General features: G+C 43.3%; 15 protein-coding genes. 14 read left to right on the top strand and 1 reads right to left on the bottom strand.

The features are described from left to right. Positions 1–30 precede the first annotated feature (30 nt). From CEF13_RS19650 to CEF13_RS19630, 5 genes are all read left to right on the top strand, one after another. Positions 31–768, top strand: coding sequence for a phytanoyl-CoA dioxygenase family protein (locus CEF13_RS19650; RefSeq protein WP_102713199.1), 738 nt, complete (start codon positions 31–33; stop codon positions 766–768). Between the two features lie 28 nt (positions 769–796). Then, positions 797–961 (top strand): hypothetical protein, encoded by a 165-nt coding sequence (locus CEF13_RS28890; RefSeq protein WP_166742678.1) that lies wholly within the window; start codon positions 797–799, stop codon positions 959–961. 133 nt (positions 962–1094) lie between these two features. Beyond that, entirely contained in the window at positions 1095–1865 is a 771-nt protein-coding gene (locus CEF13_RS19640) for a helix-turn-helix domain-containing protein (protein ID WP_342352596.1), read from the top strand. 205 nt (positions 1866–2070) lie between these two features. Next, the gene (locus CEF13_RS19635) at positions 2071–2613 is read left to right on the top strand and encodes a TraR/DksA C4-type zinc finger protein (RefSeq protein WP_102713196.1); all 543 of its coding nucleotides are present in this window, start codon (positions 2071–2073) and stop codon (positions 2611–2613) included. Between the two features lie 165 nt (positions 2614–2778). Beyond that, on the top strand, positions 2779–3666 hold the full coding sequence (locus tag CEF13_RS19630) for a glycoside hydrolase family protein (RefSeq protein WP_102713194.1): 888 nt from the start codon (positions 2779–2781) through the stop codon (positions 3664–3666). A gap of 134 nt (positions 3667–3800) precedes the next feature. Here the strand turns inward: CEF13_RS19630 and CEF13_RS19625 are convergent, their stop codons facing one another. Beyond that, positions 3801–4814 (bottom strand): LLM class flavin-dependent oxidoreductase, encoded by a 1014-nt coding sequence (locus CEF13_RS19625; protein WP_102713192.1) that lies wholly within the window; start codon positions 4812–4814, stop codon positions 3801–3803. A 320-nt stretch (positions 4815–5134) separates the two neighbouring features. On the opposite strand from CEF13_RS19625, the gene CEF13_RS19620 reads away from it, so the two are divergent. The 9 genes from CEF13_RS19620 to CEF13_RS19580 all read left to right on the top strand — a co-directional run bounded on the left by CEF13_RS19620 (position 5135) and on the right by CEF13_RS19580 (position 15843). Beyond that, entirely contained in the window at positions 5135–6508 is a 1374-nt protein-coding gene (locus tag CEF13_RS19620; RefSeq protein ID WP_102713190.1) for an ABC transporter substrate-binding protein, read from the top strand. 93 nt (positions 6509–6601) lie between these two features. Beyond that, on the top strand, positions 6602–7489 hold the full coding sequence (locus CEF13_RS19615; protein ID WP_102713188.1) for a carbohydrate ABC transporter permease: 888 nt from the start codon (positions 6602–6604) through the stop codon (positions 7487–7489). A gap of 86 nt (positions 7490–7575) precedes the next feature. Continuing rightward, a complete protein-coding gene (locus CEF13_RS19610) occupies positions 7576–8409 on the top strand; it encodes a carbohydrate ABC transporter permease (protein ID WP_102713186.1) in 834 nt (277 codons plus the stop codon). 236 nt (positions 8410–8645) lie between these two features. Continuing rightward, entirely contained in the window at positions 8646–8906 is a 261-nt protein-coding gene (locus tag CEF13_RS19605; RefSeq protein ID WP_102713184.1) for a metal-sensitive transcriptional regulator, read from the top strand. Between the two features lie 144 nt (positions 8907–9050). Beyond that, positions 9051–11174: a heavy metal translocating P-type ATPase gene (locus CEF13_RS19600; RefSeq protein WP_102713182.1), complete on the top strand. Its 2124-nt coding sequence runs from the start codon at positions 9051–9053 to the stop codon at positions 11172–11174. A gap of 181 nt (positions 11175–11355) precedes the next feature. After that, on the top strand, positions 11356–12717 hold the full coding sequence (locus CEF13_RS19595; protein WP_102713180.1) for a multi antimicrobial extrusion protein MatE: 1362 nt from the start codon (positions 11356–11358) through the stop codon (positions 12715–12717). Positions 12718–12755: 38 nt separating this feature from the next. Further along, entirely contained in the window at positions 12756–13697 is a 942-nt protein-coding gene (locus tag CEF13_RS19590; RefSeq protein WP_102716455.1) for a DNA-binding transcriptional repressor DeoR, read from the top strand. Positions 13698–13842: 145 nt separating this feature from the next. Next, positions 13843–14508, top strand: a complete 666-nt coding sequence (gene deoC, locus CEF13_RS19585; protein WP_102716454.1) for a deoxyribose-phosphate aldolase — start codon at positions 13843–13845, stop codon at positions 14506–14508. Positions 14509–14661: 153 nt separating this feature from the next. After that, on the top strand, positions 14662–15843 hold the full coding sequence (locus CEF13_RS19580; protein WP_102713178.1) for a NupC/NupG family nucleoside CNT transporter: 1182 nt from the start codon (positions 14662–14664) through the stop codon (positions 15841–15843). Positions 15844–15859: the final 16 nt, after the last annotated feature.

Here is a 15859-nt window from a genome sequence, read left to right as displayed (position 1 = left end):
AGCCATTACAACATATTCGGAGGGATTGAGATGACAACCGCGGCATTATCTGAGCAGGAGATTCAATTTTATAAGGATAACGGTTATATTCTTCATAAGAAACAATTATTCAGTGAACAGAAAATGGCAGAGCTTTCCGGTATTTTTGAAGAACAATGGGAATTGGTCGGCAGGAGATTGAACAGCGAGCTGGACACGCCGCATTTCCGCGATGAGAGACTGTTGAAGTTTTTGCTAAGTGATGAAGTGCTTGATTTAGTCGAGCCGCTGATTGGACCGAATATCGGATTATGGTCAAGCCATTTTATTTGCAAGGAGCCGTTAATTGGGAAGCAGACGCCTTGGCATGAGGATTCGGCCTATTGGAATGGACGTTTAAGCAGCTTCGACAAAATCGTAACCGTCTGGCTGGCAATTGACCGCAGTTGGCAAGAAAATGGCTGCATGCGTGTCATTCCAGGCACTCATAACAACGGATTTTCTACGTATGAAGAAGTGGACGGCAGCAAAAATATATTTAATACCGAGATTAAAAATATAGATGATTCAAAAGCGGTATACTTCGAGCTTGAGCCGGGAGAAAGCTCTCTGCATGATTCCCGCATCATTCATGGAGCACGTCCCAATCAAAGCCCTTATCGCCGCTGTGGTTATACGATGCGTTACTTTTCGACGGAAGCGAAGGTCTATGAGGAGAAAAATCATAATCATAAAATTTGGCTAGCTCGCGGCAAGGATCTGGCAGGCAATTCTTTCGTCAATGGATAAGAAATGAGATAGAGGGGAGCGGCTATCTATGGAACTGAGACCGTTTAAAGCGTTATGGGGAATGGAAGGCACTTACGCAGAACAATTCAGAATTCGGACCTCCAGGCTATATACCGACCGAGCCTTTTACCAACAAGCCTGTCGCCGATTTATGGGAAGTCAATCAATGGACAACGGATTATATATCGAATAAATACAACGAATGGTTTGACAACTAACGAATGTATGAATAAAGGGGGAAATGAAGCTGGAAAAATATAAAGCTCCTGAGAGGCTGCTTAGCAAAAACTTCTTAACTTTGTCCTCCCCCTTTCGTCTATTTAAACATTGTCATTGAAAGCAAAATTGAAACGCATTGGCATGATTTTTTCGAGTTGGGCTTTATTCTATCAGGTTCCGGCACACATATTATTAACGGCGAGTCATTCCCTCTGAATAGAGGAATGGCTTTTCTGCTTACAACGGCAGATATTCACGAAATCGTGCCAAATGAAGGCGAAACAATACGGTTGTACAATTTCATATATGATGATTCATTCATACGGCCTTCATTAAATGAGATGCTCTTCGAGCAGGCTTCTTATTATGTTCATACCTTTAGTAGTTTGAAAGCAGCTGAAATCGAAATGGAGTTCGGACGCATATGGAAGGAAACGGAGCTGTGGCAGCTTAGCAGTGAAATGCTTGTCCAAGGCTGCTTTGAAAGAATTTTGATTGAGCTGTTCCGAGAAATGGGACAAGTGAAGCCTGAGGAAACACGCTCTGTAAGTAAGATTCACCCTTCCATAAGGAAAGCGGTCATTTATATTCAGCATCACTTTCGAGAGTCGATAACGCTTCAAGACGTTTCAAGTCATGTTGGGTTCTCGATGAATTATTTCAGCGAATGCTTTCGGAAGCAGACGGGAATGACATTCCAAGTACATCTTCAGGAAAAAAGATTGCAATTCGCACAGGCCTTGCTCTGCAGTACGACGCTGCCGATAACTGAGATTTGTTATGCGGCAGGCTTTAATACCATTCCGAATTTCGAAAAAGCTTTTAAGAAAAGGTTTGGTCAACCGCCTCGTGATTATAGAAAATCTAAAATAGAATAAGCCATTCAACCTAATACCTTTCTTGAAATGGATAAAATGGATGTACATAACGAAAAAAATGTATTTATATCATTTTTTTAAAAATAATATTATTTACTCCATCTTAGCTAGCCATAGCGACTCAGACTATTTATTTGTCTGAGTCATTTTTGATCGTACGTGGGTAAGTAAGAAGGAGAAAGAGGATTAGAAGGGAGAGATAGGAATGCTGCATTTAACAAAAGCACAGCTGAAGGAATTAAAGGGATTGCTTACCGAGGAGAAAAAGGAGCTTACAGCTCATTTTGAAATGAATAAAGAAGCTATCGGTGAATTAGACAATTCGCTTACAACATCTACTGGAGAATTGTCTTCATACGATAACCATCCGGCTGATCTGGGTACCGAAACGTTTGAGAAAAGCAGGGACTTGGCTCTCGATGAGACATTGGGCGAAAGGCTCAATGATGTAAACAATGCATTGGAATTGCTGAAAACGGACGAATACGGCAAATGCAATGTATGTGGCGAGAATATTCCTTTCGAAAGGCTGCAGGCGCTTCCGACCGCAACGCGCTGTATCGAGCACGCCTCAGATACCGGGCTGTCTCAAGATCGGCCAGTGGAAGAGCAGGTAATGACGCCGCCTCCTGCCGGAGCGGGCGAGAAACGTCAAGCGGACTCCGGTCATTTCGACGAGGCAGATGCCTGGAACGCTGTTGAGAAATACGGTAATGCAAGCGATACGGTAAAACCCGATGCGAACTAGCATCGGGTTTTTTAAAAGGCAAAAAAAGATTGCCATGCGGCACCCTTTCGTAATCTGCTAACTATATAAAGAAAATAAAGTAATAGATTGCAATAATCGATAGAATAGTCTTATATTTGAATTATTAACTGGCTGCAATGGCGCCGGCAAAAGGGAGAGAAGTAAGTGGAAACGAAACGCAAGCTTATACCGATACAAGATGGTCCTTGGAGTCAGCTGTTCAAGCCGGAGAAGACAGGGTCCTATATCAATGATAATAGCTTAATCCAGGCAAGTGACGGCAGCTGGCATGTGATTGGAATTACTCGTTTATCGGAAGGAATCGATCCTGAGGACGAGCGCTATTTTGCGCATGGCTGGGGAGACAATATTCTTGATTCCTTTAGCCATGAGGAAAAGGTGATCGATCATGGTATAAAGGCATGGGCACCAGGTATAATCGCTCATAAGGGACGTTATTTCATGCTGTACGGACCTTCTCCGACGAAGCTGGCTGTTTCCGGCGATCTGCATCATTGGATCAATCACGAGGTGGAGTTAGTTGGGGCACCGCTGGAAGCCTGCCACCGAGATCATATGATTATGAAGCTAAACGAAGATACATGGCTTATGTATGCAGTTGGCGTTAAAGACGGACGTGGTTGTGTATCGGTATTCGTTTCCAACGATTTTATCCAATGGCGCTTCGTGCAATATGCGCTTGTCACTTTACCTGCTGCTCCGCTGCGGCCAGCTTGGGGCGCTGTCGAATCTCCATTCGTACTGAAGCATGAAGGCTATTATTATTTGTTTATCACGTATACGGACGGCAGGAAAGAAAACTATCATGACACACTCGTTTTTCGATCAACCAATCCATACGATTTCGGCAGCTACGATGGAGCCGGCGGAGGCACTGAACCGATCGCTCGCATGTTCGGTCATGCATCTGAGGTCATCCAGAATCCAGAGGACGGCGCTTGGTATATAACTACATGCGGCTGGCGAGGTATGGGAACGCCTCATGAGGGTGCGGTGTCTATTGCACGCCTTGTATGGAAGGAAGCAGAATAGCAATAAGAGGCTTTTTTCAGGAGTTTTTGATATATGCAAGCACCAAAAAATAAACACGCCGATATTGGCGTGTTTATTTGTATTTCGAGTAATTTCGTAAGTTCTCATTAGTTTTACGGATCCTTATTGTTACCTTACTGTGCGTTCATCCCGAATGCATCAGCAATGAGCTTATAAGAATGAATTCGCGCTTTCTCGTCATGAATCGGGCTATTGATGAGGATTTCGCCGACATTGTAATCCTTGCTCATCTGAATTAGCTGCTCCTTCACTTGCTCCGGTGTGCCGATAATTCGCCGCTGGCGTGTTTGCTGAATATGCAGCAGATCCATCTCCGAGTATGGGTAATTGACAGCTGTCTCTGCTGAAGGCAGGAATGGTACCTCTAGTCCTGTTCGAATACCAAGGAACAACAAATCTCCGCTCTTCGCCAAACGATCCGCTTCTTCTTCCGTGTCAGCGCAGATCGCTAGTGTTGCTATCATCGAGCGCGGATGATCCTCCAATACATTATTGGGTTTGAAATGCTCGTTATAATGCTGTGTTGCCGCTTCTCCTCCAGGTGTTCCGAAAAACTCGGCAAAAGCATAGGAGGTGCCCAGCATGGCGGCTATTCTTGCACTCTCGCCGCTGGAACCCAGCAGCCATATTTCAGGTGCGCTTGAAATAGCCGGAGCGGCCAACAGTTTATCGAAGGGATGCCCAGCAGGAATGGAATCATATAAGTAACCGATAATATCAAGCACCTGCTGCGGATATTTATTCACATCAACATATTTATCTTGTTGAAGAGCTCTCGTAGCAAGGGGCATGCCGCCCGGTGCGCGGCCGAGGCCTAAGTCAATGCGGCCGGGATGAAGAGCCTCCAGCAGTCGGAAATTCTCGGCAACCTTGTATGCACTGTAATGCGGGAGCATGATGCCACCGGAACCGACACGAATATGAGAAGTTGCAGCAGCGAGATGGGCTACCAGCACTTCGGGACTTGAGAATGCAAGAGCACGCATAGAATGATGCTCGGACACCCAGAAACGGGAGTAGCCTAGAGACTCCGTAGCTTGAATGAGACGAGTCGATTGCTGCAGACCCTCCGTAGCCGTTCGGCCTTCTGGGACATATACCTGATCAAGAACACCTAACTTTACCATATGAGTGTAACTCCTTTTCTCTGTTGTGTAGAACAAACAGCCATTAAAAAAGCCCTTTCTGGAAAGGGCTTCACATATTCATAATGAAGTTCTCTTATCGCGAAGAAATGAAAGTTTATGTTATAGCTTAATTTAACCTAAAGTATAACATCTAAATCTGGAGTGTTCCAGAAAGCGAAAAACCTAGACTCGGTTGATATGTCATCTAAAGAAAAGTTCGAATAAATATATTGTTATATAAATAAGTTAATAAAACTACCGATAAACGCATACATCAAGACAAGGAGTACCAAGCATTAAATCAAAAGGGAGGTAACATCATGGCAATTAATAAAAACAGATTTATGCTCTTGATCACGATTCTAATGTGCGTGTCGTTGCTGTTCGGCTGTTCCAGCAGCACAGGAAAGGGAGACAGCAAGTCTGGCAAGAAAACAATTACGATTACCTACAGAGATGACGGAATAGGGGAGGAGGGCACGCTTTATAAATGGATCAAGGAAGTATCAGCCAGCTATCCTGATAAAACTGTGGAAATTAAACCGACGCCCATTCAAGCGTCAGAAGGAGATTATTTCGCAAAAATTGCCTTAGCATTGAAATCAAAGGATACGGCACCAGACATTGTAACAGAAGATACCTTTATTCTGAATTCGGATGCCAGTGCAGGCTATTTGGAACCTTTGGATGGGAAATTAAAAGGCTGGGAAGATTGGACGAATGGATCATTTATTGAGGCTATGAAGAAAGGCGTTACAGCGAGCGACGGAAAAGTATATGGCGTGCCTTATAATACCGATTCCAGGGGACTTTGGTATAACAAAGACATATTCAAGCAAGCAGGTCTTCCTGAAGATTGGAAGCCGAAAAACTGGGATGAAGTATTGGATGCAGCGAGAACGATTAAACAAAAAGCAGCGAATGACGTTGTTCCGATCTGGATGAACCTAGGCAAGGCAACAGGAGAAGCGACCTCCATGCAAACCTATGAGATGCTGCTCTATGGAACAGGGGAAAGGCTCTACCAGGACGACAGCAGCAAATGGATTATTAAAAGCCAAGGGATATTGGATGCATTAACCTTTATTGAAACGATTAACAAAGAAAAACTAGGGCCTCCGCTGTCTAAAGTATTAAATGGTCAAGCAGGAAATACTTCTTCGCGTGAATTATTACCGAAGGGCAAGCTTGCCATCTCCCTAGACGGCTCATGGATCACAGGCAATTATTTCGATACAGGCGCTGCGCCTTGGCCGGAATATAAAGATGTGCTCGGTTTTGCGCCTATGCCGACAAGCAAAGGACAGGAACCAGGCTCCATTACGCTGGCCGGAGGCTGGGCATTATCGATTCCAAGCAATGCGAAGCACAAGGATGAGGCGTGGGAATTTATTAAATATGCGCTGAACAAAGAGAATACACAAAAGCTTGTCATCGCCTCAGGCAATATTACGGTTCGGGCAGATGTTGCGAAGGACCCTGGCTATACGAAAATGCCATTTAACGAAATTGCGACGGAATATTTGCAAAATGCTGAATTTAGACCAGCGCAGGATAAATATCCGGAAGTATCTACGCAAATTCAATCGATGGTTGAATCGGTCACAACGGGTACATCGCCTGCAGACGCGCTCAAAAAGTATGCGCAGGATGTAACAAGAATTGTTGGAGCGGATCATGTAGTGGAGAAATAAAGGCAAAAGACTTTCCCAAGTCGTTCCTGATGCGCAGGAATGACTTGGGAAAGCGATTATTGTCAATTCCAGCGTGCGGGAGGAGAAATACGCATGAGCAGCTTGACGGTTCATTTACCTAGTAAGAAAAGAAAAACATATACATGGTTATACTTTTTGCTGCCATCGATAGCGATTATGCTCGTTTTTTTCATCTATCCCATTTTGTTAACTTTTTTTTATTCGTTCACGAATCTAGCATTAACCGGAGAATCTGCCAAAGAACTTAAATTTATCGGGCTTGATAACTATATTCATATGTTCCAAGATCCGACAGTCAAAGTCAGCATATGGAATACGCTGATCTTCTTGTTCGGTTCTGCTGTTATCGGCCAGCAGGTGCTTGGATTTCTTATTGCACTTTTGATGAAGCACAAAAGCAAGATGTTTCGACGTGTAATCGGTACGATTGTACTGGCAGGCTGGGTCACTCCTGAAATTGTGTGTGCTCTATGCTTATACAGCTTTTTTGGCGATGAAGGCACACTTAACTCCATCATTTCATTCTTTGGCATCCCAGGGATCACGTGGCTGTATACCGTACCTATGCTTACGATTATTCTTGCGAACATCTGGCACGGTACTGCTTTTTCTATGCTTGTGTTTCAAGCGGCGCTGGATGATGTGCCGAGAGAGATTGAAGAAGCGGCAGTTATGGACGGGGCATCGAAATGGCAAAACCTGACTCGAATTATTATTCCGGTTATTAAAGATACCATCACAACAAATATGATGCTTGTTACCTTGCAGACGCTGGGTGTATTTGGACTCATCTATGCCATGACAGGTGGAGGCCCGGGAACATCAACCACAACATTACCCATCTTTATGTACAATCAAGCTTTTGTTAATTATCAGCTTGGTTATGGAACAGCGATATCGTTATTGCTGCTCATCATCGGTGTTGTTCTAAGTCTATTTTATATTCGGTCAATGAAATAGTACATAATAGCGAATGCTTTCGAGGATCGTTGTGTTCGAAGCTTAACGATAGCGGCATCGCTCACAAAACGTTAAGGAGAATTCGTATGAATACGAAGCAACGTAACGCGGTTTACCGGATTATGCCGTATACGGTCCTAATTTTAATTGGAATATGTTTTATATTGCCACTTCTATGGGTTTTTGTTGCATCGGTCGATTCCAATGCGATGCAATCACTGAAAATTCCTCATCGACTAACCGGAGCCAACTATGTGGACGTAATTACGAGCAGCGCAAATCAGCGTGCCTTCGTAATCGGCCTGATTATGTCAGTTGGCCAAGCTATAATCGTCGTCATATTGGCATTGCTCGCTGCCTATCCATTGTCACGCTATCAATTGAAATATAAGAAGTCGTTCATGCTCACTATTTTATTTATGACTTCTTTGCCGATTACAGCTGTAATGGTGCCTGTTTATCAGCTGTTCTTAAGTCTCAAGCTATATGATAATATTGCGGGTGTCGTTCTTTTCTACGTTGCATCCTCCATGCCTTATGGAATTTGGATGCTAAAAAACTTTATGGATTCGGTCCCTAATGATCTGGAAGAAGCAGCGTGGGTGGATGGGGCGTCGGTTTTCGCCGGTATTCGTAAAGTGGTTGCACCTTTAATGGTACCCGGCATCTGTACAGTAGCTATTTTCACGTTCTCTGGAAGCTGGGGTAATTTTTTTGTCCCCTATATTTTATTACAGAATCCTGACAATTTTCCGGCATCTTTGAAGCTGTATCAGTTTTTTGGACAATACGGTATGGTGGACTACGGTAAATTGGCTGCATTTTCCATGCTGTATGCAACACCTTCCATTATTATGTATATTCTTTCGCAGCGCTTTATGTCCAAGGGCTTCGGACTGCAAGGCGGGACGAAAGGATAATAAAGCTGGGCAAGAGTCTGTTTCCTAAGATTACTGCTGATGCCGGCTGGACAGCGTATTAAGAAACATAAAGGCTATTATCTAATAATACCGAAAAGCCGCGTCGATGGGGACGTGGCTTTTTTGCATGAATGAACACGGAGGAAATTGGCGCTTGCCTTTATTCATATTGTTTTCGTTAACCAAATAGGCAATAATATACCTATACCGGTATGAACGAAAGGAAGGCAATATAGATGAACTACGATGATGATGTGAAAAAAAGATTAAAGCGCATGGAAGGCCAAATTCGCGGGGTGCTGCGGATGATGGAGGAAGACCAGGATTGCAAGGATGTCGTGAGTCAAATCTCAGCTGTTAGAAGCGCGGCAGATAAAGCGATTGCCTATATTGTTGCGGTTAATTTAGAGCAATGTATTCGCGAAGAGCAGGAATCGGGCGGAGACACAGGCAAAATGGTTAAACAAGCGGTTGAATTATTAGTCAAAAGCCGATAATAAGAATGAACAAAAGTAACCCAAGCCATTCCAATGGTGAGGGTTATTTTTTTGTAATTAGGTTTGACAGTTTTAGCTAACTGACATAACATATGAATATGTACTCATGTTAACATATTTATAACAAAGGGCGAGGTAACTTTTATGAACGAGTATCGTGTGAAAGGCTTAACATGCGCCAACTGCGCTCGGGAATTACAGGAGCAAATTCAGAAGCTAGAGCATGGTGATAGTGCGATTTTGAGCTATAACACCGCAAAGTTGAAGCTGGACCCAAAAGTATCTATGAACGCTGTTAGAAATGTGTTGAAATCAGATGGCGCTTATATCGAAGAGAATACACATGATCATGACCAAGAGCATGTTCATGAACATGAGCACAGCCACAAGCATGGGGACGAAGGGCATTCACATGTTCATGCCCCAAATACTGCAATAAAACGTTTATTAATCATTGCGACGGTCATTTTTGGTACTGCTTTATTCGTTGATGGGAAAATAGCTGTACCCCTCGTCATTTCCTTGTATCTCATTTCGATGGCTTTAAGCGGGTATCAAACATTTATGAAGGGCATTCGCAATCTGCTTCACTTTAAGTTTAATATCGAGACATTGATGACAATTGCTCTAATTGGAGCTATCGGCATCGGGGAGTGGAAAGAAGCGACTCTTGTTGCGTTGTTATTTGGCTTGAACGAGCTGCTTGAAGGTTTAGGAATGGAGAAAGCTCGCAAATCGATGGAAACACTGCTGCAAGTCGCTCCCAAGAAAGCAACTGTGCTGAAAGACGGAATGGAAAGTATTGTTCCCATCGCTTCATTAAACGCCCTAGATATCGTATTGGTTCGCTCTGGCGAGAAGATTCCTTCGGATGGAGTTGTCGCAGAAGGCAGAAGCTCTGTTAATGAGGCAGCTATTACCGGTGAATCGCTTCCTGTTGAGAAAAAGGTTAACGATCCGGTATTCGGCGGGAGCATTAACAATGAAGGCGTCTTGAAAATCAAAATCGAAAAAGCGTATCAGGATTCCTCGCTTGCCAAGATTCTTCATCTCGTGGAAGAAGCGCAGGAGACAAAAACACCAACCGAATTATTTATTACTCGGTTTGCGAAATATTACACGCCAGCGATCATTACCGTCAGTCTTCTCGTTCTGTTCATTCCGCCTCTCTTCTTCGGTGGAGAGTGGAGTAAATGGCTTTATCAGGCTCTTGCCGTTCTAATAATTGGTTGTCCTTGTGCTTTGATCCTATCTTCACCTATTGCCATCGTCTCAGGTATTACAAGAAATGCACGAAACGGGATTCTTGTGAAAGGCGGCGTTTTTCTAGAGCAGCTTGGTCATATAAACACATTAGCCTTTGACAAAACCGGCACGCTGACGAAAGGCGAGCCGCATGTCGAGCAAGTGAAATGCTATGATGAGCAACGTTTTTATGAAATAGCCTACGCTGTAGAGAAATCATCGACGCATCCGCTTGCCAAAGCCATTATTAAGCATTTGGATGAACAAGCCGTTTTTGCAGCTGATCCGGACGAGATCGAGACAGTTTCCGGCCTTGGCATTAAAGCGAAAATAAAAGGCTGCTCATATTATGTTGGCAATGAGAAAAGCATGGAACATATACGAATGCCTGACGATATTCGCCAAGCTATTAACGGTTTCAAAGAAGAAGGCTTAACTTTAGTATTAGTTGCGGATGATTCGAAAATTTTGGGCATGTTCGGAATTGCCGATGAAGTTCGTGAAGAGAGCAAGGCTGTCATTCAAGCGCTTCATGCCAGAGGGGTTAAGCATACGGTTATGCTCACTGGTGATCATCAGAAAACAGCAGAGAAAGTTGCCAAGCTAGTAGGAGTAACCGAATATTACAGCAGCCTGCTGCCAGAAGATAAAGTGAATAAAGTAAAAGAAATGGCGACAAAGGGCGTCGTTGCGATGATCGGTGACGGAATCAATGACGCGCCTGCTTTGGCATCAGCAGATCTAGGCATTGCGATGGGGAAAGGGACGGACAGCGCAATTGAGACAGCCGATATTGTGCTTATGCAGGATCATTTGGGCAAGCTGCCTGAAGCGATTTCAATAGCCAAAAGGGTAAATACCATTATTAAATTCAATATTTCTTTCTCGCTTGGCTTGAAGCTGATCGCACTTCTTCTCGCTATTCCGGGTTGGCTCACACTATGGATTGCTATTCTCTCTGATATGGGAGCTACGATATTTGTCACGCTTGTCAGCTTAACTGTTCTGATTCAAAAAAAATAATGGATAAATTTAACCCTTCAAGCCCGGACTTTAGTCGTAAAAGCTTGAGGGGTTATCTTGTTTTTTATGCTTTTGGCAAGATGATAGTGAACTTCTAGTTGACAATAAGTGCTATTATAGAATTAGGAGTCTAATAGAGCAGATTGCGAATGAGCTTGCTTGCTTCGAAGGAGCCGCATCGATGAACATACCCGTATCGAATAAACAATCCGTGACCATGAAGAAGCTATGGTCTTTTTTTCTACCGCTGGGTGTTTCGGCAAGCTTAGTTACGATTTCTCACGTTATCATCAACAGCACGTTAAGCCGTGCAGCTGATCCCGAGCATGTCATAGCCAGCTATGCAATTGCAATGAGCTTGCTAGGCATTACAGAACGGCCAGCTGTGCTGCTGCGGCAAACCTGCTCAGCGCTTGTTCGGGACAGGCGGTCATTTAAAGCGACGCTGACCGTCGCACAGATTGTGTTTGCCAGCATAATCGCCATGGGGTTCGTATTCAGCTATACTCCACTAGGCACTATTATTTTCAAAAATGTATTCGGCGTTCATGAAGACAATGTTCAAGCGGTCATTAACGTGTATCGAGTACTCATGTTCGTAAGCCTATTTTCCGGCATTCGTTGTCTATATCAAGGCGTAATTATTTATCAGCTGCGAACCAAATGGTTAACTATCGGCATGGCGATACGATTGGCCGGCATGTATATGCTTTCTCTTTATTTCATTCATACAGGAGTGACAAGCGGTACTGTTGGGGCAATTATATTTCTATTCGGTATGATGATTGAAGCGGCAGTCAGTTTCTCAGAGGGCCGGTTACTTGTGCGAAAGCTTCCAGACAAGCTGGATAATCATGCCATTGGACACAAACGTCATGTATTCTCTTTTTATCGGCCGCTTCTGATGTCCTCCGTTATTTCGGTATGGATCGGTCCGGCGATTAACGCGATGCTGGGAAAAACATGGGATGCTCAGCTGGCGATCTCTTCCTTTGCAGTCGCAGCCAGCTTGGTTATGCTTCTCAGCAGCTTTTTTAGTTATTTGCATCAGATTGTCATCAATTTCTATCGAATTGATCCAGCAGCGGTTAAGAAATTTATTACTATGCTCGGATTCATTCCTGCGCTATTAATGGGATTAATCGCATTTACGCCTGTAGGTGTTTTTCTGCTGGAGCATATCATTGGCATTCATGGCCGGCTGCAGGAGGAAAGCATACGGGTGCTGCAAGCATTCGTGCTGTTTGCACTTGTTATGCCTTGGCTTGATGTTCTCAATGGGCTTGTTCTCGTGCGCGGACAAACGAAGCTGATTGTTGGCTCGCAGTTTTCTAATTTAACATTTACACTTATTACGCTCATTATATGTATAGGGATATCTCCGGAATGGAACGGTACGATCGGGGCTTGGGCACAATCGATCGGCATGACTGCAGAGTGCATCTTCGTGGCGCTGGCGCTGCGTTTTATAAAGCCTATGAATTCTTTATCGCCAGGCAAGCTTCCCCATGATCCTCATATGGAGAAGAGAAGTAAGGTATAATGGCTGAAGCACATCATAATAAAGTGGGTTGAATGATTATGGATAAAGAAAAACAGCGTTTAAGCATCGAAGCTGCTAAGCTTTATTACCAATCGGATTACAGTCAGCAGGAGATATCTTCTAAACTGGGATTGTCCCGGCCGACGGTATCGAGGCTGCTGCAGTATGCCAAGGATAAAGGGTATGTAAAGATCGAAATTAGGGATCCTCGCGAGGACGCCGATATTTTGGCTAATGAGCTGAAGTTGAAATATAAGCTCGATACGGTCCAGCTATGTCATTCGCCTCTTAACGAGCCGGATGAAATCAAAAAAAATATTAGCAAAGAAGCTGCTTTGTTCCTTAACAATACGGTGCGTGATGGTGACATTATCGGAGTTACTTGGGGCACGACCATGCATGCAGTTGCTCTTCAGTTACAATCGAAGCCTCTAAAAGGTGTGGAGGTTGTTCAATTGAAAGGGGGCGTCAGCCACTCTCAAGTCAACACATATGCTTCTGAAATTGTAAATTTGTTTGCAGAAGCCTATCAGACTATACCCCGATATTTGCCGCTGCCTGTTATTTTTGACCGGATTGAAGTCAAACAAATGGTCGAAGAGGATCGTCATATCGGACGAATCATTGAGCTAGGGAAACAAGCCAATATTGCTGTTTTTACGGTGGGAACCGTAAAGGAAGATGCGCTTTTGTTCCGTCTAGGCTACTTTAATAAAGAAGAACGGGAGCTGCTGCAGCGAACGGGAGCAGGAGATATTTGTTCCCGGTTTTTCGATACAGAAGGTAGAATAATTAGTGAAGAAATCAATAATCGCACCGTTGGGCTTGATCTGAATGAACTGCGTAAGAAGGAAAAGTCGATTCTTGTTGCAGGGGGTCAGCGTAAACTTGAAGCCATTCAGGCTTCGCTAGCGGGAGGATTCGCCAATACATTAATTACGGATCAGTTTACTGCAAAAGCATTGTTAGCCCAATTGTAAGCCTGCTGTAGCTCATACAGCAGGTTTTTCTTTGTTTTAACACTGCGTGAACATAATTTCATAATTGAGTTTACATATGTTCAAGAGCGTGTTATTATAACGATGCACTTGAGGATTCGTATAAGAGGAGGATGAAATGTACATGATAAATTTGTCCAGTATGATTGACCATACGTTACTTAAAGCAGATGCGACAAAAGCTGAGATAACGACTTTAACGGAAGAAGCTAAAAAATATGAATTTGCATCCGTTTGTGTAAATCCAACATGGGTAGCCTATTCTGCTGAGCAATTAGTAAACAGCAAAGTAAAGGTTTGCACCGTGATCGGCTTTCCGCTAGGAGCATCTTCTTCAGAAACGAAAGCTTTTGAAGCTCAAAACGCCATTTCGCATGGCGCGACAGAGGTTGATATGGTTATTAACATTGGTGCTTTGAAAGACGGAGATGTTGAGCTCGTTGAGCAAGATATCAAAGCAGTAGTTGATGCAGCGTCCGGAAAAGCGATTGTGAAGGTCATCATTGAAACTTGTCTTTTAACCGATGAGCAAAAAGTTACAGCATGCCAATTAGCAGCAAAAGCAGGAGCTGACTTTGTCAAAACCTCGACAGGTTTCTCAAGCGGCGGTGCTACGGCAGAAGATGTAGCTCTGATGCGTAAAACGGTTGGAGACAAGATGGGGGTTAAAGCCTCAGGCGGAATTCGCAGTCTTGAAGATATGAATTCCATGATATCGGCAGGAGCAACAAGAATCGGTGCCAGCTCAGGCGTGAAAATTATGCAAGGTCAAGAATCCGACACTTCCTATTAATTCTAGTGAATGTCAGTGCTGCTCCTTATTGGAGCAGCACTGCAATTTCTCAAGTTTTATAAAGGAGAAACGGCTTCATACACTGCATGTGATGTAAGCGCTCTATAGTAATCTATCGATTCATAACATCATGAGTGACAAGGAGAATAGACAATGAAATTTTTAATTACTATATTGGGTGTGCTTGTTGTATTTGGCTTGGCTTACATCGCTAGCAACAATAAAAAGAAGATCCGTTATCGCCCATTGTTAATAATGGTCATCCTGCAGGTGATTTTAGCCTTTGCGCTATTAAATACGTTTGCGGGCGAATTTCTAATTAGAGGATTTGCCGGCATGTTTGAAAAGCTGTTAACCTATGCCGGAGAGGGTATTAATTTTGTTTTTGGCGGCATTCTTAATGAAGGTCAATTTTCATTCTTCTTATCTGTATTATTGCCGATCGTGGTCATCTCAGCGCTTATAGGTATTTTGCAGTACTTCAAAATAATGCCGTTTGTTATTAAATATATCGGTCTTGTTCTGAGTAAGGTAAACGGAATGGGAAAATTGGAGTCCTACAATGCAGTCGCTTCGGCTATATTAGGACAATCTGAAGTATTTATTTCTGTCAAAAAACAAATTGGCTTGCTTTCACAGCAGCGTTTATATACATTATGTGCTTCCGCTATGTCTACTGTATCGATGTCGATCATCGGATCCTATATGCAAATACTTGAACCGAAATATGTCGTTACAGCGCTTGTGCTCAATTTATTTGGAGGTTTCATTATCGCTTCGATTCTGAACCCGTATACCGTCTCCAAAGAAGAGGATATTTTGCACGTACAGGAAGATGAAAAACAATCCTTTTTTGAAATGCTTGGCGAGTATATAATGGATGGATTCAAAGTTGCCATTATCGTAGCGGCAATGCTAATTGGTTTTGTAGCATTAATCGCACTGGTCAATGGAATATTTAATGGAATATTCGGCATTTCATTTCAACAAATACTCGGGTATATATTCGCACCTGTTGCTTTTATTATGGGTATACCATGGCGTGATGCGGTTGACGCGGGAAGCATTATGGCGACAAAGTTGGTTTCCAATGAATTTGTCGCTATGCTAGAATTAAGTAACTATCCAACACTTTCATCAAGATCAGTTGGAATTGTTTCCGTGTTCTTAGTTTCATTCGCAAACTTCTCTTCCATCGGTATCATTGCCGGTGCTGTTAAAGGACTGAATGAAAAACAAGGAAACGTAGTAGCTCGCTTTGGTCTAAAGCTGTTGTATGGGGCAACCTTGGTAAGCGTCCTGTCTGCAACTGTAGCTGGATTGTTTATTAAATAGTTTCAAAACAAATGGG

It is taken from the genome of Paenibacillus castaneae (genome assembly GCF_002884445.1).
GTDB lineage: Bacteria > Bacillota > Bacilli > Paenibacillales > Paenibacillaceae > Pristimantibacillus > Pristimantibacillus castaneae.
The sequence above is the reverse complement of the archived record's forward strand: the minus strand, read 5'-3'. Positions and strand labels throughout refer to the sequence as shown.